Genomic DNA, 15,319 nt, shown 5'->3' on the forward strand with positions numbered 1-15,319 from the left:
GTGGAGCACTCATCATACGAAGCCGAACTGCTTGACATACTCAAACAGCTCACGCTCGAAGAAAAGGTATCACTGGTTTCGGGAGCGACGTTCTGGTCAACAACCGAAATCGAGCGTGTGGGCCTCCGATCCCTGATGCTCTCGGACGGACCGGCGGGAGTGAGGGGACCGACCTGGTCAGAGAAGCACCCGTCAGCGTCTCTGCCCAACCCCACTGCACTGGCAGCAACATTTAATCCCGAACTCGCAAAACGAGCGGGGCAGTTGATCGGTTCAGAGGCACGGAGGAAAAACGTAGACATTGTGCTCGGACCGACCGTAAATCTACACCGCTCCCCCCTGGCCGGGAGGAATTTCGAGGCATTTAGCGAGGACCCAGTCCTCACGGCCGAAACCGCCGTTGCACTGGTGCAGGGGATTCAGTCCCAGGGAGTAGCTGCAACAGCAAAACACTTCATTGGCAACGATGCGGAGACCGACCGATTCACCGCAAACTCGGTGATCGACGAGCACACACTGCGCACCGTCTACGCCCTTCCTTTTGAGGAGATGGTGACGGAGGCCGGGGTCTGGGCCGTGATGAGCAGCTACAACAGCATCAACGGAACCACCGGAACAGAATCGCCCCTACTCAGGGATATGCTACGGGGCGAATGGGGATTTGACGGCTTGATCATCTCGGATTGGGACGCCGTTCGTAGTGTTGAGGGCAGTGGAAAGACTGAAACTACCCTCGCGATGCCCGGCCCCAAAACAGCCTGGAACAAAGGCCTCCTGCAGGCGGTGAAGGACAACCGTGTTCCAGAAGCAGATCTGGATAAAAAGGTGATCCACCTGCTACGAACCGCAGCCCGGGTGGGGGCTCTCAGGGGATTCACTCCCGCCGTAGACCCCAACACCCTTGAAGTTCCACCACAGCCCACAGACGCCGAGGTTCGCAGTTTTCTCACCGACCTAGCGATACAGGGAAGCGTTTTACTACGTAACCAAGATGAAGCGCTCCCGATACAGCCGGAAAGCGTGAAGCGTATAGCGGTTATCGGCCCGGCAGCGGAGCGTGTTCGTTCCGGCGGAGGCGGAAGCGCCACGGTAGTACCGCCCCACCTCATCACTCCCCTCGAAGGAATCCGTACCCAATTCCCGCAGGCAGAGATTCGCTACACCCTCGGAGCAGACACACACGAGCTACTCAAACCAATAGGCTCAGCGGGACGCGCAGCAAGTGGCACCCCCGGCGTTGACGTGCAGTTTTTTGCCTCGGACGGCACCCTCCTAGGCTCGGAGGAGCGCGATGGCAACGATGTTGTCTACGGCATGGGATACCCGAATGGGATTGATGGTGATCGAGTACACCGCATTCGCCTGAGCACCACCCTCGGTGCAGAGCATCACGGCACGCGTCGAATCTCCGTTGCGGGGGTGGGTCGTATCACGCTGAGCTTAGGCAATCAGGTTTTATCTGAGGAACACCTTGCGCTCGGCTCGGTCGACCCCATAGGGGGCCTCTCTTTCCCACCGCAGCGTGTGCACGACGTGGAGCTGGCTGCATCACCGCAGGTGGTCACTGTGGACTTTATCCCAGACCCTGACACCCTCGTAAATCTGCGTCTCGGTTACGCAGGTCCGCAACGCACCGCGGCACAATTACTAGCCGAAGCGGAAGAGCTGGCAGCGTGGGCCGAGGTGGCCCTGGTGTTTGTGGGGTCAACCGAAGCCGATGAGTCAGAAGGGTTCGATCGAACGACGCTCAGTCTCGGCTCCGCGACCAATGCCCTGGTCGAAACGGTTGCGACAGCCAACCCACAGACGGTAGTCGTACTTAACGTGGGATCCCCCGTCGCTCTCCCCTGGCGGGAACGGGTTGCAGCTATTTTGCTGAGCCATTTCCCCGGACAAGAAGGGGGAACCGCAATCGCACGGGTGCTCTCGGGGGAAGCCGAGCCGGGTGGTCGTCTCCCCAACAGCTGGCCCGAGTCAGACAATACAAAGATTCCCCTCACCTCACCGATAAATGGGGAGGTCGTTTATTCCGAGGGCAGCTCCGTGGGGTATCGAAACGCAAACACACGGTTTTCCTACGGCTTCGGCCACGGTCTAGGCTATAGCTCGTGGAGTAGAGAATCGGTGCGAGTACAGTGGCAACATAATGGGGCCCTCACGATTTCTGTTTCCGTAGGCAACACCGGTAAACGCATCGGCCAGCAGACGGTAATGGCATTTGCATCTTCCCCCGAACAAAACGACTCTCCACCTTTTTATATAGGAAGTGCGCAGGTCACGGCAGGGCCGGGAGAAGCAACAACCGCCACCATCACGGTTCCCCCCGCCAGGATCAGCAGGGTTTTTGGTTACAGCAGAGGGCTCACAGATCTTAAAGAACTCAGTATCTCGGCAGGCTTTGCAAGTTCCGATCGAAGCGCACCGATCACCATTACCCGACCCGCATAGAAGTCGAAGTCACCCAGTAATCAGGAGGTCATAGCTCAAGTGATAGTGATAGGGTGCGGCAATGGCTGAACTCTCGCAGGTTAAAAAGTGGGCGGAGGCGCTTATCGCGCTGCACCTGAACCCGCTCGAGTGGTCGTTTGCGTTTGACCACGCAAAAAGACGTGCCGGGGCATGCCACTACACCCAGAAAAAAATCACGGTCTCCCGCTACCTCGCCGCGAAATATAGCGACGACGAAATCCACCAGATCTTGCTGCACGAGATTGCTCACGCCCTAGCCGGACATGCCGCGGCTCACGGCCCCGTCTGGAAAAAAATAGCGGAAAACATTGGTTACGATGGCGAACGACTTCACGATGGGGAATCCGCGCATGAACTCGCCCCCTACGTCGGTCACTGCGCCGCGGGGCACACTCACTACCGCTACCGCGCTCCCACTCGAGAACTCTCCTGTGGGAGCTGCGGAAGCGGTTTTGATGTGCGCTATCTGATTACGTGGGAGACTCGCAGACCCGGTGCGGCTTGAGTCACAGGGTTTGCAACGAATACAGGCACAGCTGTCTTACGTCTACATTCAGGAAAATACGATACTGTGTAGGAGAAGAAGTTTCTCTATCTAGTGAGTACTTAATCGTTTTTACGGTGCGGTAATCGCACCACAATCACCACACACTGCGCAATAGCCTGGTTTCAGTGACGCATTTGTTTGTGTGATTCACTCACGTTTCCAAACAGACAGCCCAGAAAACAGGACACATACAATAATGACCACCACTTTTGCTGAGCTGGGATTGCCCACTCCTCTCGTCGCCATTCTTCGCGATGAGGGAAAAACCGAGGCTTTTCCCATTCAACAAGACACTCTTCCCGACACGCTAGCAGGACGTGACGTCTTGGGGCGAGGTAAAACAGGGTCGGGAAAAACGATCGCGTTTGCGCTCCCCCTGGTTGCCCGTATCGGTGAAAAACACGCGGGACAAAAGCCTCGGCCGGGACGTCCCCGTGGGCTTGTTCTTGCACCCACTCGTGAACTTGCAACACAGATCGCCGCAACCATCTCACCCCTGGCAGAGGCGTACGGCCTCACTACCACTACCGTTTTTGGTGGGGTGCGCCAAACTTCCCAGGTAAACGCATTGCGGCGCGGCGTAGATATTGTGGTTGCCTGCCCCGGAAGGTTAGAAGATCTGATGAAACAGGGTCAGGTGACGCTCGACGCGGTAGAAATCACGGTTCTCGACGAGGCAGATCATATGGCCGATCTGGGGTTTTTGCCCGGTGTAACCCGTATTTTAGAAGCAACCCCGCGTGAAGGCCAGCGCTTACTATTTTCTGCAACACTTGATAACGGGGTGGATCGCCTCGTCAAAAAGTTCCTTACAAACGCCAAACTTCACTCGGTGGACGAGGCTCACTCACCCGTTGCCGCTATGACACACAGCATCTACGAGGTCGCCTCGGTCGAGATCAAAAAAGAACTCGTCAAGAAGCTGGCGTCAGGTCAGGGGCGTCGTATCCTCTTCACTCGTACCAAGCACGCCGCTAAAAAATTGGCAAAACAGCTTACCAACGGTGGTATCCCCGCCGTTGACCTACACGGTAACCTCTCACAGAACCAGAGGGATCGAAATCTCGCACGCTTTGCTTCGGGTGAGGCCCGAGTGCTTGTTGCCACCGATGTTGCTGCCCGCGGGGTTCACGTTGACAATGTTGAGCTTGTTGTTCATGTCGACCCGCCGGCGGAGCACAAGGCCTATCTCCACCGCTCGGGTCGCACCGCTCGTGCCGGCAGCGAGGGTCAGGTTGTGACCATCTGTCTTCCCGAACAGCGCCGTGATCTCCTGCAATTGCTGCGCAAGGCAGCCATCACAGCTACCCCGACTACAGTGACCGCTCAATCAGAGAGCGTTGTACAACTCGTGGGACCAGCAGCAGAATACGTTGCTCCCGCTCCCGTAGTGCAGCAGAAAAAGGGTGGGGGAGCCTCGACCGGCGCCAATGCCAAACGCAAGCGTGCTCTGCGTAGCACGGGCGGATCCTCGCGCACCCCATCTCGCGAAAACCGCAGGGGTGGCACTGGAGGAAACGGCAGAAAGAGTGCCTCTCGATCGCCCCATCCTTCACGCTAATCCGTTCGGGATGTTCTGATCCGCTGCTAGGCTTTTACACCATGTCTCCCACAAAACTATTTAGCCCGATAACGCTTCGCAGCACCACATTTCGCAACAGGCTGTGGGCGGCACCCATGTGCCAGTACTCGGTGAACACAGAAGACGGCGTAGCAAACGATTGGCATCTTGTGCATTTGGGCTCCCTCGCCCGGGGCGGAGCAGGGGCAGTTATTGTAGAGGCAACCGCTGTGACGCCCGAGGGGAGAATCTCTCCACAGGATCTTGGTCTGTGGAACGATGACCAGCAAAACGCACTGGCTCGAATGGTGTCGACCATCCATTCAAGCGGCACCGCTGCGATGATTCAGCTCGCGCACGCGGGCCGTAAAGCCTCAGTGTATCGACCGTGGTCAGCCCAAAGCGGCTCAATACCCCTGACCGAGGGAGGGTGGAAAACGGTCGCCCCCAGCGCCATCGCTTTTAACGGCCACGACCGGCCACAAGAACTTACAATAACCGAGATCGACCTGGTGGTTAATTCTTTTGTGAGCGCAGCCCGTCGTTCTGTCGCAGCAGGATTCGACGCGATCGAAATACACGCAGCACACGGATATTTGATCCACCAGTTTTTATCGCCGCTCAGCAATACTCGCAGCGATCACTATGGTGGGAGCGCCGAGAATCGAGCACGGATGCTCCTCAACATCATTCGCACAATTCGTTCTGAACACACAAACCTCCCCCTCCTGGTGCGTTTCTCCGCCGATGACTACGTTCCGGGTGGCCTAGATGCGGCACAGGTTGCGCTCTTTTCTCAGTGGGCCGAGCAGGCGGGGGCAGACCTCATCGATGTTTCTAGTGGAGGACTCATCGCTGATGCGCAAATCCCTGTCTTTCCCGGTTACCAGGTAGAGTACGCCGCGACCATCCGCAAGGCTGTGGCCATCCCCGTCTCCGCAGTTGGTCTCATCACCGAGGCATCACAGGCAGAAAAGATACTTCAACAGCAGCAGGCGGACATCATCCTGATGGGCAGGGAATTGCTACGCAACCCCTATTTTCCGTTAAAGGCAGCGGCAAAACTTGGCGAAACTCTTCCCTACTATCCACCACAGTATCGACGTGCACCCTATCCAAAAGGCGCCATCTAAAAGACCCCAGCGCTTGCCAGAACCGCGCGAAGAAGCGCACCGCGGCCCCCCTCCATGTCTGCGATTGTGCTATCAAGAGTCGCCTCTTGCGGGCTGAGCCAGCTTACCTCGAGAGCATCCTGACGCGGGTCACACGTTCCCGTCACAGGAACAATAAACACTAGGGAAACAGCGTGCTGCCTCTCATCAACAAAAGGACTAATGCCCGGAAGGGGAAAATATTCTGCAACCTGTGCGGGCACCGGGTTCGCTGGAAGCAGAGGAAAAGCCATCGGGCCAAGATCTTTTTCGATATGTCGAAAGAGAGCCTCACGAATTGTCTCGCCATACATCACGCGTCCGGTCACAAGCATCCTTGCCATCGCGCCCCCGGGAGTCGCACGAAGCAAAAGCCCAACCTCGGTGATTCGCCCTAGGCCGTCTACCCTCACCGGGATCGCCTCAACGCACACTATCGGTAGTCTCCGTCTAGCCTGCGCCAGCTCCTCCTCGCTCAGCCATCCGAGATTGGGGTCGGGAGTGTTCATGTCCATAACCTATATTCTGCACTACCCGGTGCTGTCCGTGTTGCAAGTCAGACACCCGGCACGTACCGGTCGTTAGCAAGAAAGAACAATACTTAATAAAAACTTTGAGAATAGATAGAGAAACACAGCATAGAGTAGAACTATGACCGATTTAATCATTGATGATGCTCTCGTGCGCTGGTCTGTCCCCCAAGACGAGCGTGCGGAGGCGCTGCGCACCCGACCACTACTGGTAATGATGCACGGCTACGGCTCTTTCGAGGGCGACCTCATTAATCTTCAGAATTTTCTGCCCAAACACTTTGTCTTGGCTTCACCGCGCGCACCCCTTATCGCCCCACCGCCCGTGGTTGATGGCTTTGCCTGGTTCCAGATGGAAGACCCGGGAAACCCCTCCCCCGAGGACGGCGAAAGGGCGGTAACAGCGCTTCTTGGATGGCTTGATCGTGTAGCTGGAACTGTTGAGGGCGGACTCAGCCGCGTCAGCCTCCTGGGATTTTCTCAGGGTGGCGCCATGGCCACGCACGCCCTGCGCACACAACCGGAACGCTTCATCTCAGTCGTCAACTGCTCCGGATTTATCATTGACTGCGATATGCCGGGAGATAAAACCCTCAAGACGACACGCCCGCCCGTGTTTTGGGGACGTGACGTTGATGACCCGATTATCACCCCCAACGCTATTTCCCGAACCGAGGATTGGATTCCCGGCCACTCAACCCCAACAATCCAGCTCTATCCCGGCGTTGGCCACTCAATCTCTGAGCAAGAGTTGCGAGACATCAATCACTTTCTCAACCGGCTGTGCCCCGACTAATAGACAGAAAGCGCTCAAACTCATTCAAATGATACTCAAGAACGATGCTTTTCACAGAACAGGCGAGTACAGTCACAACTATGGATACCGAAGACCCCTTTGATATGCAGAACTTAGACACCAGCCCAGAAAAAGACTCCCAGCTCTCTCTCAAGGGTCCGTTTATGGGAACCCGCACCCCGGGCGATCTTACTCTTTCCGAAGAGGAGTTCGACAGCGTGAAAATGTTACGCACAGAGTTCACTCGGTTTATGATGCCCTATAAGTTTGCGATTGACGAAGTCACCACAAAGATATCTATCCTGCAAGAAGAGTTCAGTCTGGTGCACGACTACAATCCCATTGAGCATCTGTCTTCCCGCCTCAAATCACCGGAAAGCATTGTCGAAAAAATCACCCGCACGGGGTGTGAGCCCTCGTTCGAGAGTATCCGTCACACGCTTCACGATATTGCCGGGGTGAGGATAACATGCAGTTTTGTCTCCGACACTTACAAGGTCTTTGACATGCTCACCCGGCAGAAAGACATCGTGGTGCTTGAAGTCAAAGACTACATTAAGCACCCCAAACCAAACGGATACAAAAGCCTGCACGCCATACTGGAAATTCCAGTTTTTATGTCAACCGGCCCAGAAACGGTTAAGGTTGAAGCTCAGTTCCGAACCATTGCCATGGACTTCTGGGCCAGCCTCGAACATAAGATCTACTACAAATACAATAGGGATGTGCCTTCTCGCCTACTTGACGAGCTCAGGGTCGCCGCCACAACCGCAAGCCAGTTGGACAGCACCATGGAGCGACTACACGATGAGGTCAAGATGCTCGACTCCGCAAGCATCACCGTGTCTTCCCCTCACACCCGAGAGCAGCCTCGCCTAAGCGATGCCCTGCTCAAAAACCTGAACGATGCTCGAGTCAGATTTTTTAGTCAGGCTGCGGAACACAACACTAACTGAGCGACAACACAGTAACACGGGTTCCGTCTCACGGCTCTGAACGCCCTGACTCATTCCTGGTGGCTAGCGGAGAGCTCCGTTTTTTCCCCCCAGCACACGACCCGTGTAGGAGAATAATGAGATGGTAACGCTAAAAGAGGTCGCGGCCGCGGCCGGGGTAGCCGTCTCAACAGCTTCACGAGCGTTACACCAACAGGATCGCGTCAACGCTTCCACCGAGGCCAGAATTCGCAAAATCGCCCAGGAGCTCGGTTATTCGGTCAACCACGTTGGTCGCGCGTTAGCCACCGGACGGGTCGGATTGATTGGAGTGGTCGTCCCTAAACTCACCAACCCCTTTTTTGCAGCGGTTGTGGAAGGAATACAGCTCGAGCTAGAGCAGCAGGGAAGCAACGTTGTCTTGGTTGAGGGCCGGGCAGATCCCGAGCGTGAGCGGGCAGTGATGGGGAGCCTCGCACAACACGTTGATGCTCTCATCGTTGTCACCCCGTCAAGTTCTGAAGCTGACCTCCAGGGCTATCTGCCGGATGTTCGGGTGGTCACCGTTGATCGCCTCGTTTCGGACAGATCCGGGGTCATCATTGATACCGCCATTGGAATCGTTGGGCTCGTCACGTATCTCAAGGATCGGGGTGCCACAAAAATCGCGTACGTGGGGGGCCCTCCCGGTTCGCACCGTGATGAACATCGACGTGTCACCTTTGAACAGGCGGCACACGAAACCTCAATAGCCGCCCTGACCCTAGGGCCGGTAGAGCCATCCGTCGAAAACGGTGTGGAGATCGCCACGCAAATCCTTGAGGCGGGGGTTGACGGGGTCGTGGTGTTCAGCAGCCACGTTGCTCTGGGGCTGTACTTTACGCTTGGAGAGTCGGCGGGCGTTGAGGTCACCGCCGTGGACGATCTCTCTCTCGCGCACGCGGGTGCACCGCTGCTCACCGCCCTAAATTTGCCACTGGTACAGGTTGGCCAGATGGCCGCTTCTCTGCTTACGAGTGAAGAGATTCGTCACGAGCGCTTCACACCCACGCTCATGCTGCGTTCCTAAAACGGGAGACCCACCTGTGCGATAAGCACACGGTTGCGCTCAACTACCGCCGGAAGCTGCGTTCATATTATTTCCAACCCTTATCACCACAGGCTTCATCAATTAGCCAGACAGCAGGCAAAGAGAATACGCAATAAGCAACAGTTTTCAAACTATAGAAAGTTTCTACATTAACCTAGTGAATTTTAAAATTTATCGATATATTGACGTTTATAACGACGCAAAAGGGCGTCACATCGTAAAAGAGGAGAACACCGTGTGCACGAGAGTTGTTTATCTGGGAGATGGAAGCCGAATACTCACCGCAAGATCAATGGACTGGTTTGAGGATATCGGCTCAAACCTTTGGGCTTTTCCACGCGGCATGCACCGCGATGGGGCAGCCGGCCCAAACTCTATTACCTGGACTTCTCGCTACGGCAGCATCGTCACCAGCGCATACGATATAGCCACGGCAGACGGCATCAACGAGGCCGGCCTGGTTGTCAACGCACTGTGGCTCGCAGAGTCAGAATACCCGGAGCCGAGTGACCCTCGCCCGGGGCTCTCTGTGGGAGCCTGGGCACAGTATGTGATAGACAATTTTGCAACCGTGGAGGAGGCTGTGAACGAGATTTCCAAACAAGAATTTGCGGTACTCACACTTGACATCCCAGGTAAATCCATGCGGGCAACGGTTCACCTAGCCATCTCCGATGCAAGTGGCGACAGCGCCATCTTCGAGTATATTAATGGTGAGCTCACTATTCATCATGGTCGCGCCTACCAGGTTATGACAAACTCTCCCCCTTACGATCAACAGCTTGCCATCAACGCGTATTGGAGCACCGTGGGCGGAACCGTCATGCTTCCCGGTACCAACCGAGCATCTGACCGGTACGCGCGTGCCAGCTTCTACATAAACACGATTCCCCAGGTGGGCGACCTCACCGTCGCAACCGCCGCGGTTTTTGGTGTCATCAGAAACGCCTCCGTCCCCTACGGGGTAACCACCCCGGATCAACCCAATATCGCCACGACCCTCTGGCGCACCCTGGCCGATCACAAGGAGGGGAGATATTACTTTGACTCTGCTCTGTCCCCCAGCCTGAGCTGGGTAAACGTTAACGAGGTGGACCTCAGCGAGTCCGGGCGCCCTCAGCAACTGCAACTCACACAGCACCGAGCCGAGACGCTGGCAGGAAACGTCAGCGACCTCTTCGAGCCTACTGAACCATTCCCTTTTGGTCCGGTAAATCGCCTGGCTGAGGCATAAGCTCTGGGGCAGTTCGCTTTCAAGACCCGGAACGGGTGAGGGCCTGCATTGCACCGTCTGCTTCTTCGACGATGGCTCGCATCGCTGCCTCGGCGCGCTGCCCCTCCCCGGAGCGCACGGAGACGGCCACCTCTTCGTGCAGACGGATAGCCTCAGGATTAGCCGTTCCGGGCATTAAAGCGTTCACGGTTCGTCCGGCTAGGGCCTCCGCAACCGCATCACTCAGGGCGGCAAAGGCCGGATTGCCGGACGCCTCGAGTAGGATACGATGAAAATCTTTGTCGTGAGTAAGGTATTCTTCGTGATCGGCGGAGCGCTGAGTAGCGGCCATGCCGACGATTGCAGCCGTGAGGGCCCCGCACTGTTCCGGAGTGGCACGCTCACTGGCTAGCCTGGCCGCAACGGGCTCAATACCTAAGCGCAATTCGCTGAGCGAGCGCAGTTGCCTCAGCCGGTCGGGGCCGGCTAAGCGCCAAGCAATGATCTTGGGATTAAGAACGTCCCACACAGCTTCCGGTTGCACAACGGTTCCGCGCTTGCGGCGGGCATGAACCAGCCCCAAAGTTTCGAGGACTCGCACACACTCCCGAAGCGCGGAGCGGGATAGGCCAAGTTCTTCGGCGATAAGAACCGTTCCCTCGGGTATCTCTCCCGAAACAATACGACTACCGAGCCTCTCAATCACCTGTTCGTGGAGGGAAGCAAAAGGAGCCGAGACCATTCCCCCATGTTAACCCCTGCACGCAAAAACAGCGGAAGTAATACGAGCCTTTTGTTTATAAGTAGTATTTATTACAGTAAATTTCTAATTTATCCTACTTAATCATAGGATGTGGGGTGGACAATTTCTCTCACGCAAGGAGGCACCGATGCCCTTCCCCCCACTCCGGCCACTGACGGAATCCGCGGACCCCGTGATCACCGCACCGGAACCACAGCTCATTGTTGCGGCACTCGTGGGAATAGCGGTGATCGTGCTGCTCATCACCTGGCTCAAGCTGCACCCCTTCCTCTCGCTACTCCTCGGCTCTCTCACCGCCGGCCTTCTTGCCGCGATGACACCGACGGAAGCGATAGCAAGTTTCACCAGCGGTTTTGGAGCAACCATGGGCGGGGTGGGCGTTCTTATCGGTCTCGGTGCCATGTACGGCAAAATGCTCGCCGATTCCGGAGGCGCCGACCGCATCGTCGACACTCTCATCGCTCGCACCAGCCACAAGATGCTACCGTGGACAATGGGATTGGTGGGAGCCCTTATCGGGCTACCCATGTTTTTCGAGGTTGGCCTTGTGCTGCTTATGCCGGTGATCGTCCTCGTTACCCGGCGTTCGGGGCTCCCCCTGATGCGCATCGCCCTCCCCGCCATCGCGGGTCTCTCGGCCATGCACGGTCTAGTTCCCCCGCACCCCGGCCCCCTGGTGGCAATCGACACCCTCGGCGCAAACCTGGGTCTTACCCTCGCTTTTGGTGTGCTCGTGGCAATCCCCACCATTGTTGTGGCCGGGCCGCTCTTCAGCCGCTTTGCAGCACAGTGGGCTCCCGTTCCAACCCCGGAGCTCTTTCAGGCGGACGAGAAGGAAGGAAAGCCCAAACGACCCTCCTTTCCCGCAGCCCTGATGAGCATCCTATTCCCCGTGATCCTCATGCTTGGAAAATCGCTTGCAGCAATCTTTGCACAGGACTCCTCCGCAGCGTGGAAGATAACACTTGATTTTCTCGGCACGCCTGTTATAGCGCTCACGATGGCGGTCCTCGCCGGGTTTTTCCTCCTCGGTGTTGGCGGTGGGATGGATCGTCGTGCGCTCCAGTCGAGCCTCACCTCTTCGCTACCACCGATCGCCGGAATCCTCCTGATTGTCGGTGCCGGTGGCGGGTTCAAGCAGGTGCTCGTTGACACGGGCATCGGCGAGGTTATCGCGGCTTTTGCAACGGGAAGTGGGGCTTCCGTCTTGTTGGTCGCCTGGGTTGTTGCAGCCCTCATCCGAATTGCTACCGGATCAGCCACCGTTGCCACCGTGACAGCTTCTGGGCTGCTCATGCCCCTTGCCGAACAACTTTCCAGCCCGATGGTTGCGCTGATGGTACTTGCAATCGGAGCGGGCTCCGTATTCCTCTCGCACGTCAACGACGCGGGGTTCTGGATGGTCAAAGAATATCTTGGACTCAGCGTTACACAAACGTTCAAAACCTGGACCGTGCTTGAGTGTCTCGTATCGGTCACCGGCTTGGCTGGTGTGCTTATACTCAGCGTCTTTGTGGGAGGCTAGAATGTTCAAGAATCCGCGCGCTCTAATTGTCATGGGAGTATCCGGAAGCGGAAAAACAACGGTTGGAGCCCTTCTCGCCAGACAGCTCGGGTGGGAGTTTCTTGAGGGTGACAGCCTACACTCCACAGAAAACGTTGAGCGGATGCGTTCGGGAACTCCCCTGGGCGATGCACAGCGTGCACCGTGGCTCTCCTCCATCGCGGAGTGGATGACCGCACGTTTTACCGACAAAAAGAACGTGGTTGTTACCTGTTCCGCGCTCGCAAAACGCTACCGGGACGTGCTGCGTGGGGAGGGCGTTGTATTTGTTCACCTGAACGGTACACGCGAGGTCATCGAAGAGCGGCTCACCGCACGACAGGGGCACTTTATGGGTCCGGGACTTCTCGACTCTCAGCTCGCCACGCTTGAGCCGCTCGAGGCGGACGAGTCTCAACTCATTGTCGATATGACATTAAATCCTGAAGCAGCCGCGGAACGAGTGATCACCGCACTGCGTCTCTGAATCGGACCGCTACATGTCGAAGAGCTCCCCTAACCAACTCTCGCGCTTCTTCTTGCGATAACCGCCCTGCTGACCGTTTTGCTCGGGGCTTCCATATCCTCCATCACCCCGCCGGTAGTCACTCTTTCTATGACTATCGTATTGATCCTCGAAGCGCTGCTGGGGTGATTTTTGATATACCGGCTCAGCGGTCTGCGCGGTGGGAGCCGAACGCTCAATGATCTTGTCGATCTCTCCCCGGTCAAGCCAAACACCCCGGCATTGGGGGCAGTAGTCAATTTCAATTCCGTTGCGCTCGCTCATCAGGAGCATGCTTTTATCTACTGGGCATTCCATGCTCCGACAGTAGGGGGTGATGCTATGGAAAAGCTGAGACCATATATTGTGAAAAACACCTACACATAAGGCGTTACCCGTCATCCGGATTTCAGCGGATTTTAAAAAAAGCATATTCCCCACAATCAATTGAGGAATATAAATCGATTCCCTCCTGTTGTCAGTGGTTGTACACCAACTCACCTGAGTGGCCTAAAAGCCACGGGGGGGTTATATTAACAATCACTTAGGGAGATTCGTTATGAGTCTTAAGAAAACAAAACTTATGCTGATAGCGGCCGGAGCGGCCACTGTCTTAGCGGTTCTAGCAGGTTGCGCACCCGCAACCACCACATCCACACCCTCTCCAACATCATCCTCGGCTCAGCAGGTAGCAAGCCCTGACATTGAGTTTATGGAGCAGGTCCCAGGCGGACCCGCAGGGTTTGGTTATAGCCAGGTTGTTAGCGGAGAAGGACGTTACGTCTTTACCGCGGGACAGACCGCGCTGAACGAGAATGGCGAGATTGTTGGAGTGGGAGATTTTGCTGCTCAGACCCGCCAGGCTTTTGAGAATATCCGCGTATCCTTGGCCGCAGAAGGAGCTTCTCTCGACGATCTGGTGCGCCTCAACTACTTTGTGACCGACATCAATGACCTTCAAGTCATGCGTGATGTCCGTGACGAGATTCTAGGCGTAGGAGACCAGCCCGCCTCGAGCGCGGTTCAGGTTGTAGCCCTGGCAAGCCCCGATTTCCTCATCGAGATTGAGGCCGTAGCCCTGGTGCCGTTCGAAAGCGGAAACGCCCCCATCAGCTTTACCGAACGCGCAGCCGGCGGACCGGAAGGTTTCGGCTACAGCCAGGTAGTGAGCGGCCAGGGTCGGGTCATTCGTACGGCCGGTCAGACAGCGTTTAACGCCAACGGTGACTTCATCGGCGAGGGCGACTTTGCCGCTCAGACCCGCCAGGTGTTTGAGAACATCCGCGTGAGCCTGGAGGCTCAGGGAGCATCGCTAGACGACCTCGTCAAGCTGAACTACTTTGTGACCGACATCAATGACCTTCAACTAATGCGTGATGTCCGTGACGAGATCCTGGGCGTGGGCAACCAGCCCGCCTCAAGCGCTGTTCAGGTTGCAGCGCTGGCACTTCCCGAGTTCAAAATCGAGATCGAAGCAACGGCGATTATTCCTTCTGACAGTGATGCCGAGACAATTACCTTTATTGAGCAGGTACCCGGCGGACCGGCAGGTTTCGGCTACAGCCAGGTAGTGGGCAGTGAGGGACGTATTGTTATCACGGCCGGTCAGACAGCGTTTAACGCCAACGGTGACTTCATCGGCGAGGGCGACTTTGCCGCTCAGACCCGCCAGGTGTTTGAGAACATCCGCGTGAGCCTGGAGGCTCAGGGAGCATCGCTAGACGACCTCGTCAAGCTGAACTACTTTGTGACCGACATCAATGACCTTCAACTAATGCGTGATGTCCGTGACGAGATCCTGGGCGTGGGCAACCAGCCCGCCTCAAGCGCGGTTCAGGTTGCAGCGCTGGCACTTCCCGAGTTCAAAATCGAGATCGAAGCAACAGCCGTAATTCCCTCACGAAACAAATAAGGTTTTTTCTCCGCGAAGAAAAACCCAAGAGCGAGTGAATCACACCCTGCGGGCGCACCACACAAACGGTGCGCCCGCAGCCGTTTAAGCCGGTTAATTCTCCAATGTATTAAGCCCTGAATGAGGTCGTGCGGAGGGTCGACGCGTCGCAGCCTGAGACGCAAGTTCCTCCGAGAGCATCGACACTCTCGAAAATAGCAACAAGCTGGCACGATCAGACTTGACCCTGACCTCGGGGACAGGGTTTATGGTGAGGTCATGAGACCACACGATGCTGATCCAATACCTTGCGTCAACCACAAAG

The 15,319-nt window shown here is 56.4% G+C and carries 14 protein-coding genes; 11 read left to right on the forward strand and 3 right to left on the reverse strand.

Features of this window, described 5'->3' with window-relative positions:
* The 4 genes from FrondiHNR_RS09925 to FrondiHNR_RS09940 all read left to right on the forward strand — a co-directional run bounded on the left by FrondiHNR_RS09925 (position 1) and on the right by FrondiHNR_RS09940 (position 5,710).
* On the forward strand, positions 1-2,448 hold the full coding sequence (locus tag FrondiHNR_RS09925) for a glycoside hydrolase family 3 C-terminal domain-containing protein (RefSeq protein ID WP_279352615.1): 2,448 nt from the start codon (positions 1-3) through the stop codon (positions 2,446-2,448).
* 61 nt (positions 2,449-2,509) lie between these two features.
* On the forward strand, positions 2,510-2,974 hold the full coding sequence (locus FrondiHNR_RS09930; protein WP_279352616.1) for a SprT-like domain-containing protein: 465 nt from the start codon (positions 2,510-2,512) through the stop codon (positions 2,972-2,974).
* Positions 2,975-3,212: 238 nt separating this feature from the next.
* The gene (locus FrondiHNR_RS09935; protein WP_279352617.1) at positions 3,213-4,577 is read left to right on the forward strand and encodes a DEAD/DEAH box helicase; all 1,365 of its coding nucleotides are present in this window, start codon (positions 3,213-3,215) and stop codon (positions 4,575-4,577) included.
* Between the two features lie 41 nt (positions 4,578-4,618).
* Entirely contained in the window at positions 4,619-5,710 is a 1,092-nt protein-coding gene (locus FrondiHNR_RS09940; RefSeq protein ID WP_279352618.1) for an NADH:flavin oxidoreductase/NADH oxidase, read from the forward strand.
* Here the strand turns inward: FrondiHNR_RS09940 and FrondiHNR_RS09945 are convergent.
* Complete coding sequence (locus FrondiHNR_RS09945; protein WP_279352619.1) at positions 5,707-6,243, reverse strand: DUF4916 domain-containing protein; 537 nt, start codon at positions 6,241-6,243, stop codon at positions 5,707-5,709. The two genes, FrondiHNR_RS09940 and FrondiHNR_RS09945, sit on opposite strands and share 4 nt — an antisense overlap.
* A 136-nt stretch (positions 6,244-6,379) precedes the next feature.
* Here FrondiHNR_RS09945 and FrondiHNR_RS09950 point away from each other — a divergent pair, with 136 nt between their 5' ends.
* From FrondiHNR_RS09950 to FrondiHNR_RS09965, 4 genes are all read left to right on the forward strand, one after another.
* Positions 6,380-7,054, forward strand: coding sequence for an alpha/beta hydrolase-fold protein (locus FrondiHNR_RS09950; protein WP_279352620.1), 675 nt, complete (start codon positions 6,380-6,382; stop codon positions 7,052-7,054).
* A 224-nt stretch (positions 7,055-7,278) separates the two neighbouring features.
* On the forward strand, positions 7,279-8,010 hold the full coding sequence (locus FrondiHNR_RS09955; RefSeq protein ID WP_279354530.1) for a GTP pyrophosphokinase family protein: 732 nt from the start codon (positions 7,279-7,281) through the stop codon (positions 8,008-8,010).
* A gap of 121 nt (positions 8,011-8,131) precedes the next feature.
* Positions 8,132-9,058: a LacI family DNA-binding transcriptional regulator gene (locus FrondiHNR_RS09960; RefSeq protein ID WP_279352621.1), complete on the forward strand. Its 927-nt coding sequence runs from the start codon at positions 8,132-8,134 to the stop codon at positions 9,056-9,058.
* Between the two features lie 256 nt (positions 9,059-9,314).
* On the forward strand, positions 9,315-10,313 hold the full coding sequence (locus FrondiHNR_RS09965; protein ID WP_279352622.1) for a linear amide C-N hydrolase: 999 nt from the start codon (positions 9,315-9,317) through the stop codon (positions 10,311-10,313).
* A 19-nt stretch (positions 10,314-10,332) separates the two neighbouring features.
* Here FrondiHNR_RS09965 and FrondiHNR_RS09970 read toward each other — a convergent pair whose 3' ends face one another.
* Entirely contained in the window at positions 10,333-11,034 is a 702-nt protein-coding gene (locus FrondiHNR_RS09970; protein ID WP_279352623.1) for an FCD domain-containing protein, read from the reverse strand.
* A 148-nt stretch (positions 11,035-11,182) separates the two neighbouring features.
* Between FrondiHNR_RS09970 and FrondiHNR_RS09975 the strand changes: the two genes are divergently transcribed.
* Together FrondiHNR_RS09975 and FrondiHNR_RS09980 are read left to right on the forward strand one after the other, a co-directional pair.
* On the forward strand, positions 11,183-12,580 hold the full coding sequence (locus tag FrondiHNR_RS09975) for a gluconate:H+ symporter (RefSeq protein ID WP_279352624.1): 1,398 nt from the start codon (positions 11,183-11,185) through the stop codon (positions 12,578-12,580).
* Between the two features lies 1 nt (position 12,581).
* Positions 12,582-13,085, forward strand: coding sequence for a gluconokinase (locus FrondiHNR_RS09980; RefSeq protein WP_279352625.1), 504 nt, complete (start codon positions 12,582-12,584; stop codon positions 13,083-13,085).
* Between the two features lie 9 nt (positions 13,086-13,094).
* Here the strand turns inward: FrondiHNR_RS09980 and FrondiHNR_RS09985 are convergent, their stop codons facing one another.
* Positions 13,095-13,421: a zf-TFIIB domain-containing protein gene (locus tag FrondiHNR_RS09985; protein ID WP_279352626.1), complete on the reverse strand. Its 327-nt coding sequence runs from the start codon at positions 13,419-13,421 to the stop codon at positions 13,095-13,097.
* 241 nt (positions 13,422-13,662) lie between these two features.
* On the opposite strand from FrondiHNR_RS09985, the gene FrondiHNR_RS09990 reads away from it, so the two are divergent.
* Complete coding sequence (locus FrondiHNR_RS09990; RefSeq protein WP_279352627.1) at positions 13,663-15,015, forward strand: RidA family protein; 1,353 nt, start codon at positions 13,663-13,665, stop codon at positions 15,013-15,015.
* Positions 15,016-15,319: the final 304 nt, after the last annotated feature.

This window comes from Lysinibacter sp. HNR (assembly GCF_029760935.1).
Lineage (GTDB): Bacteria > Actinomycetota > Actinomycetes > Actinomycetales > Microbacteriaceae > HNR.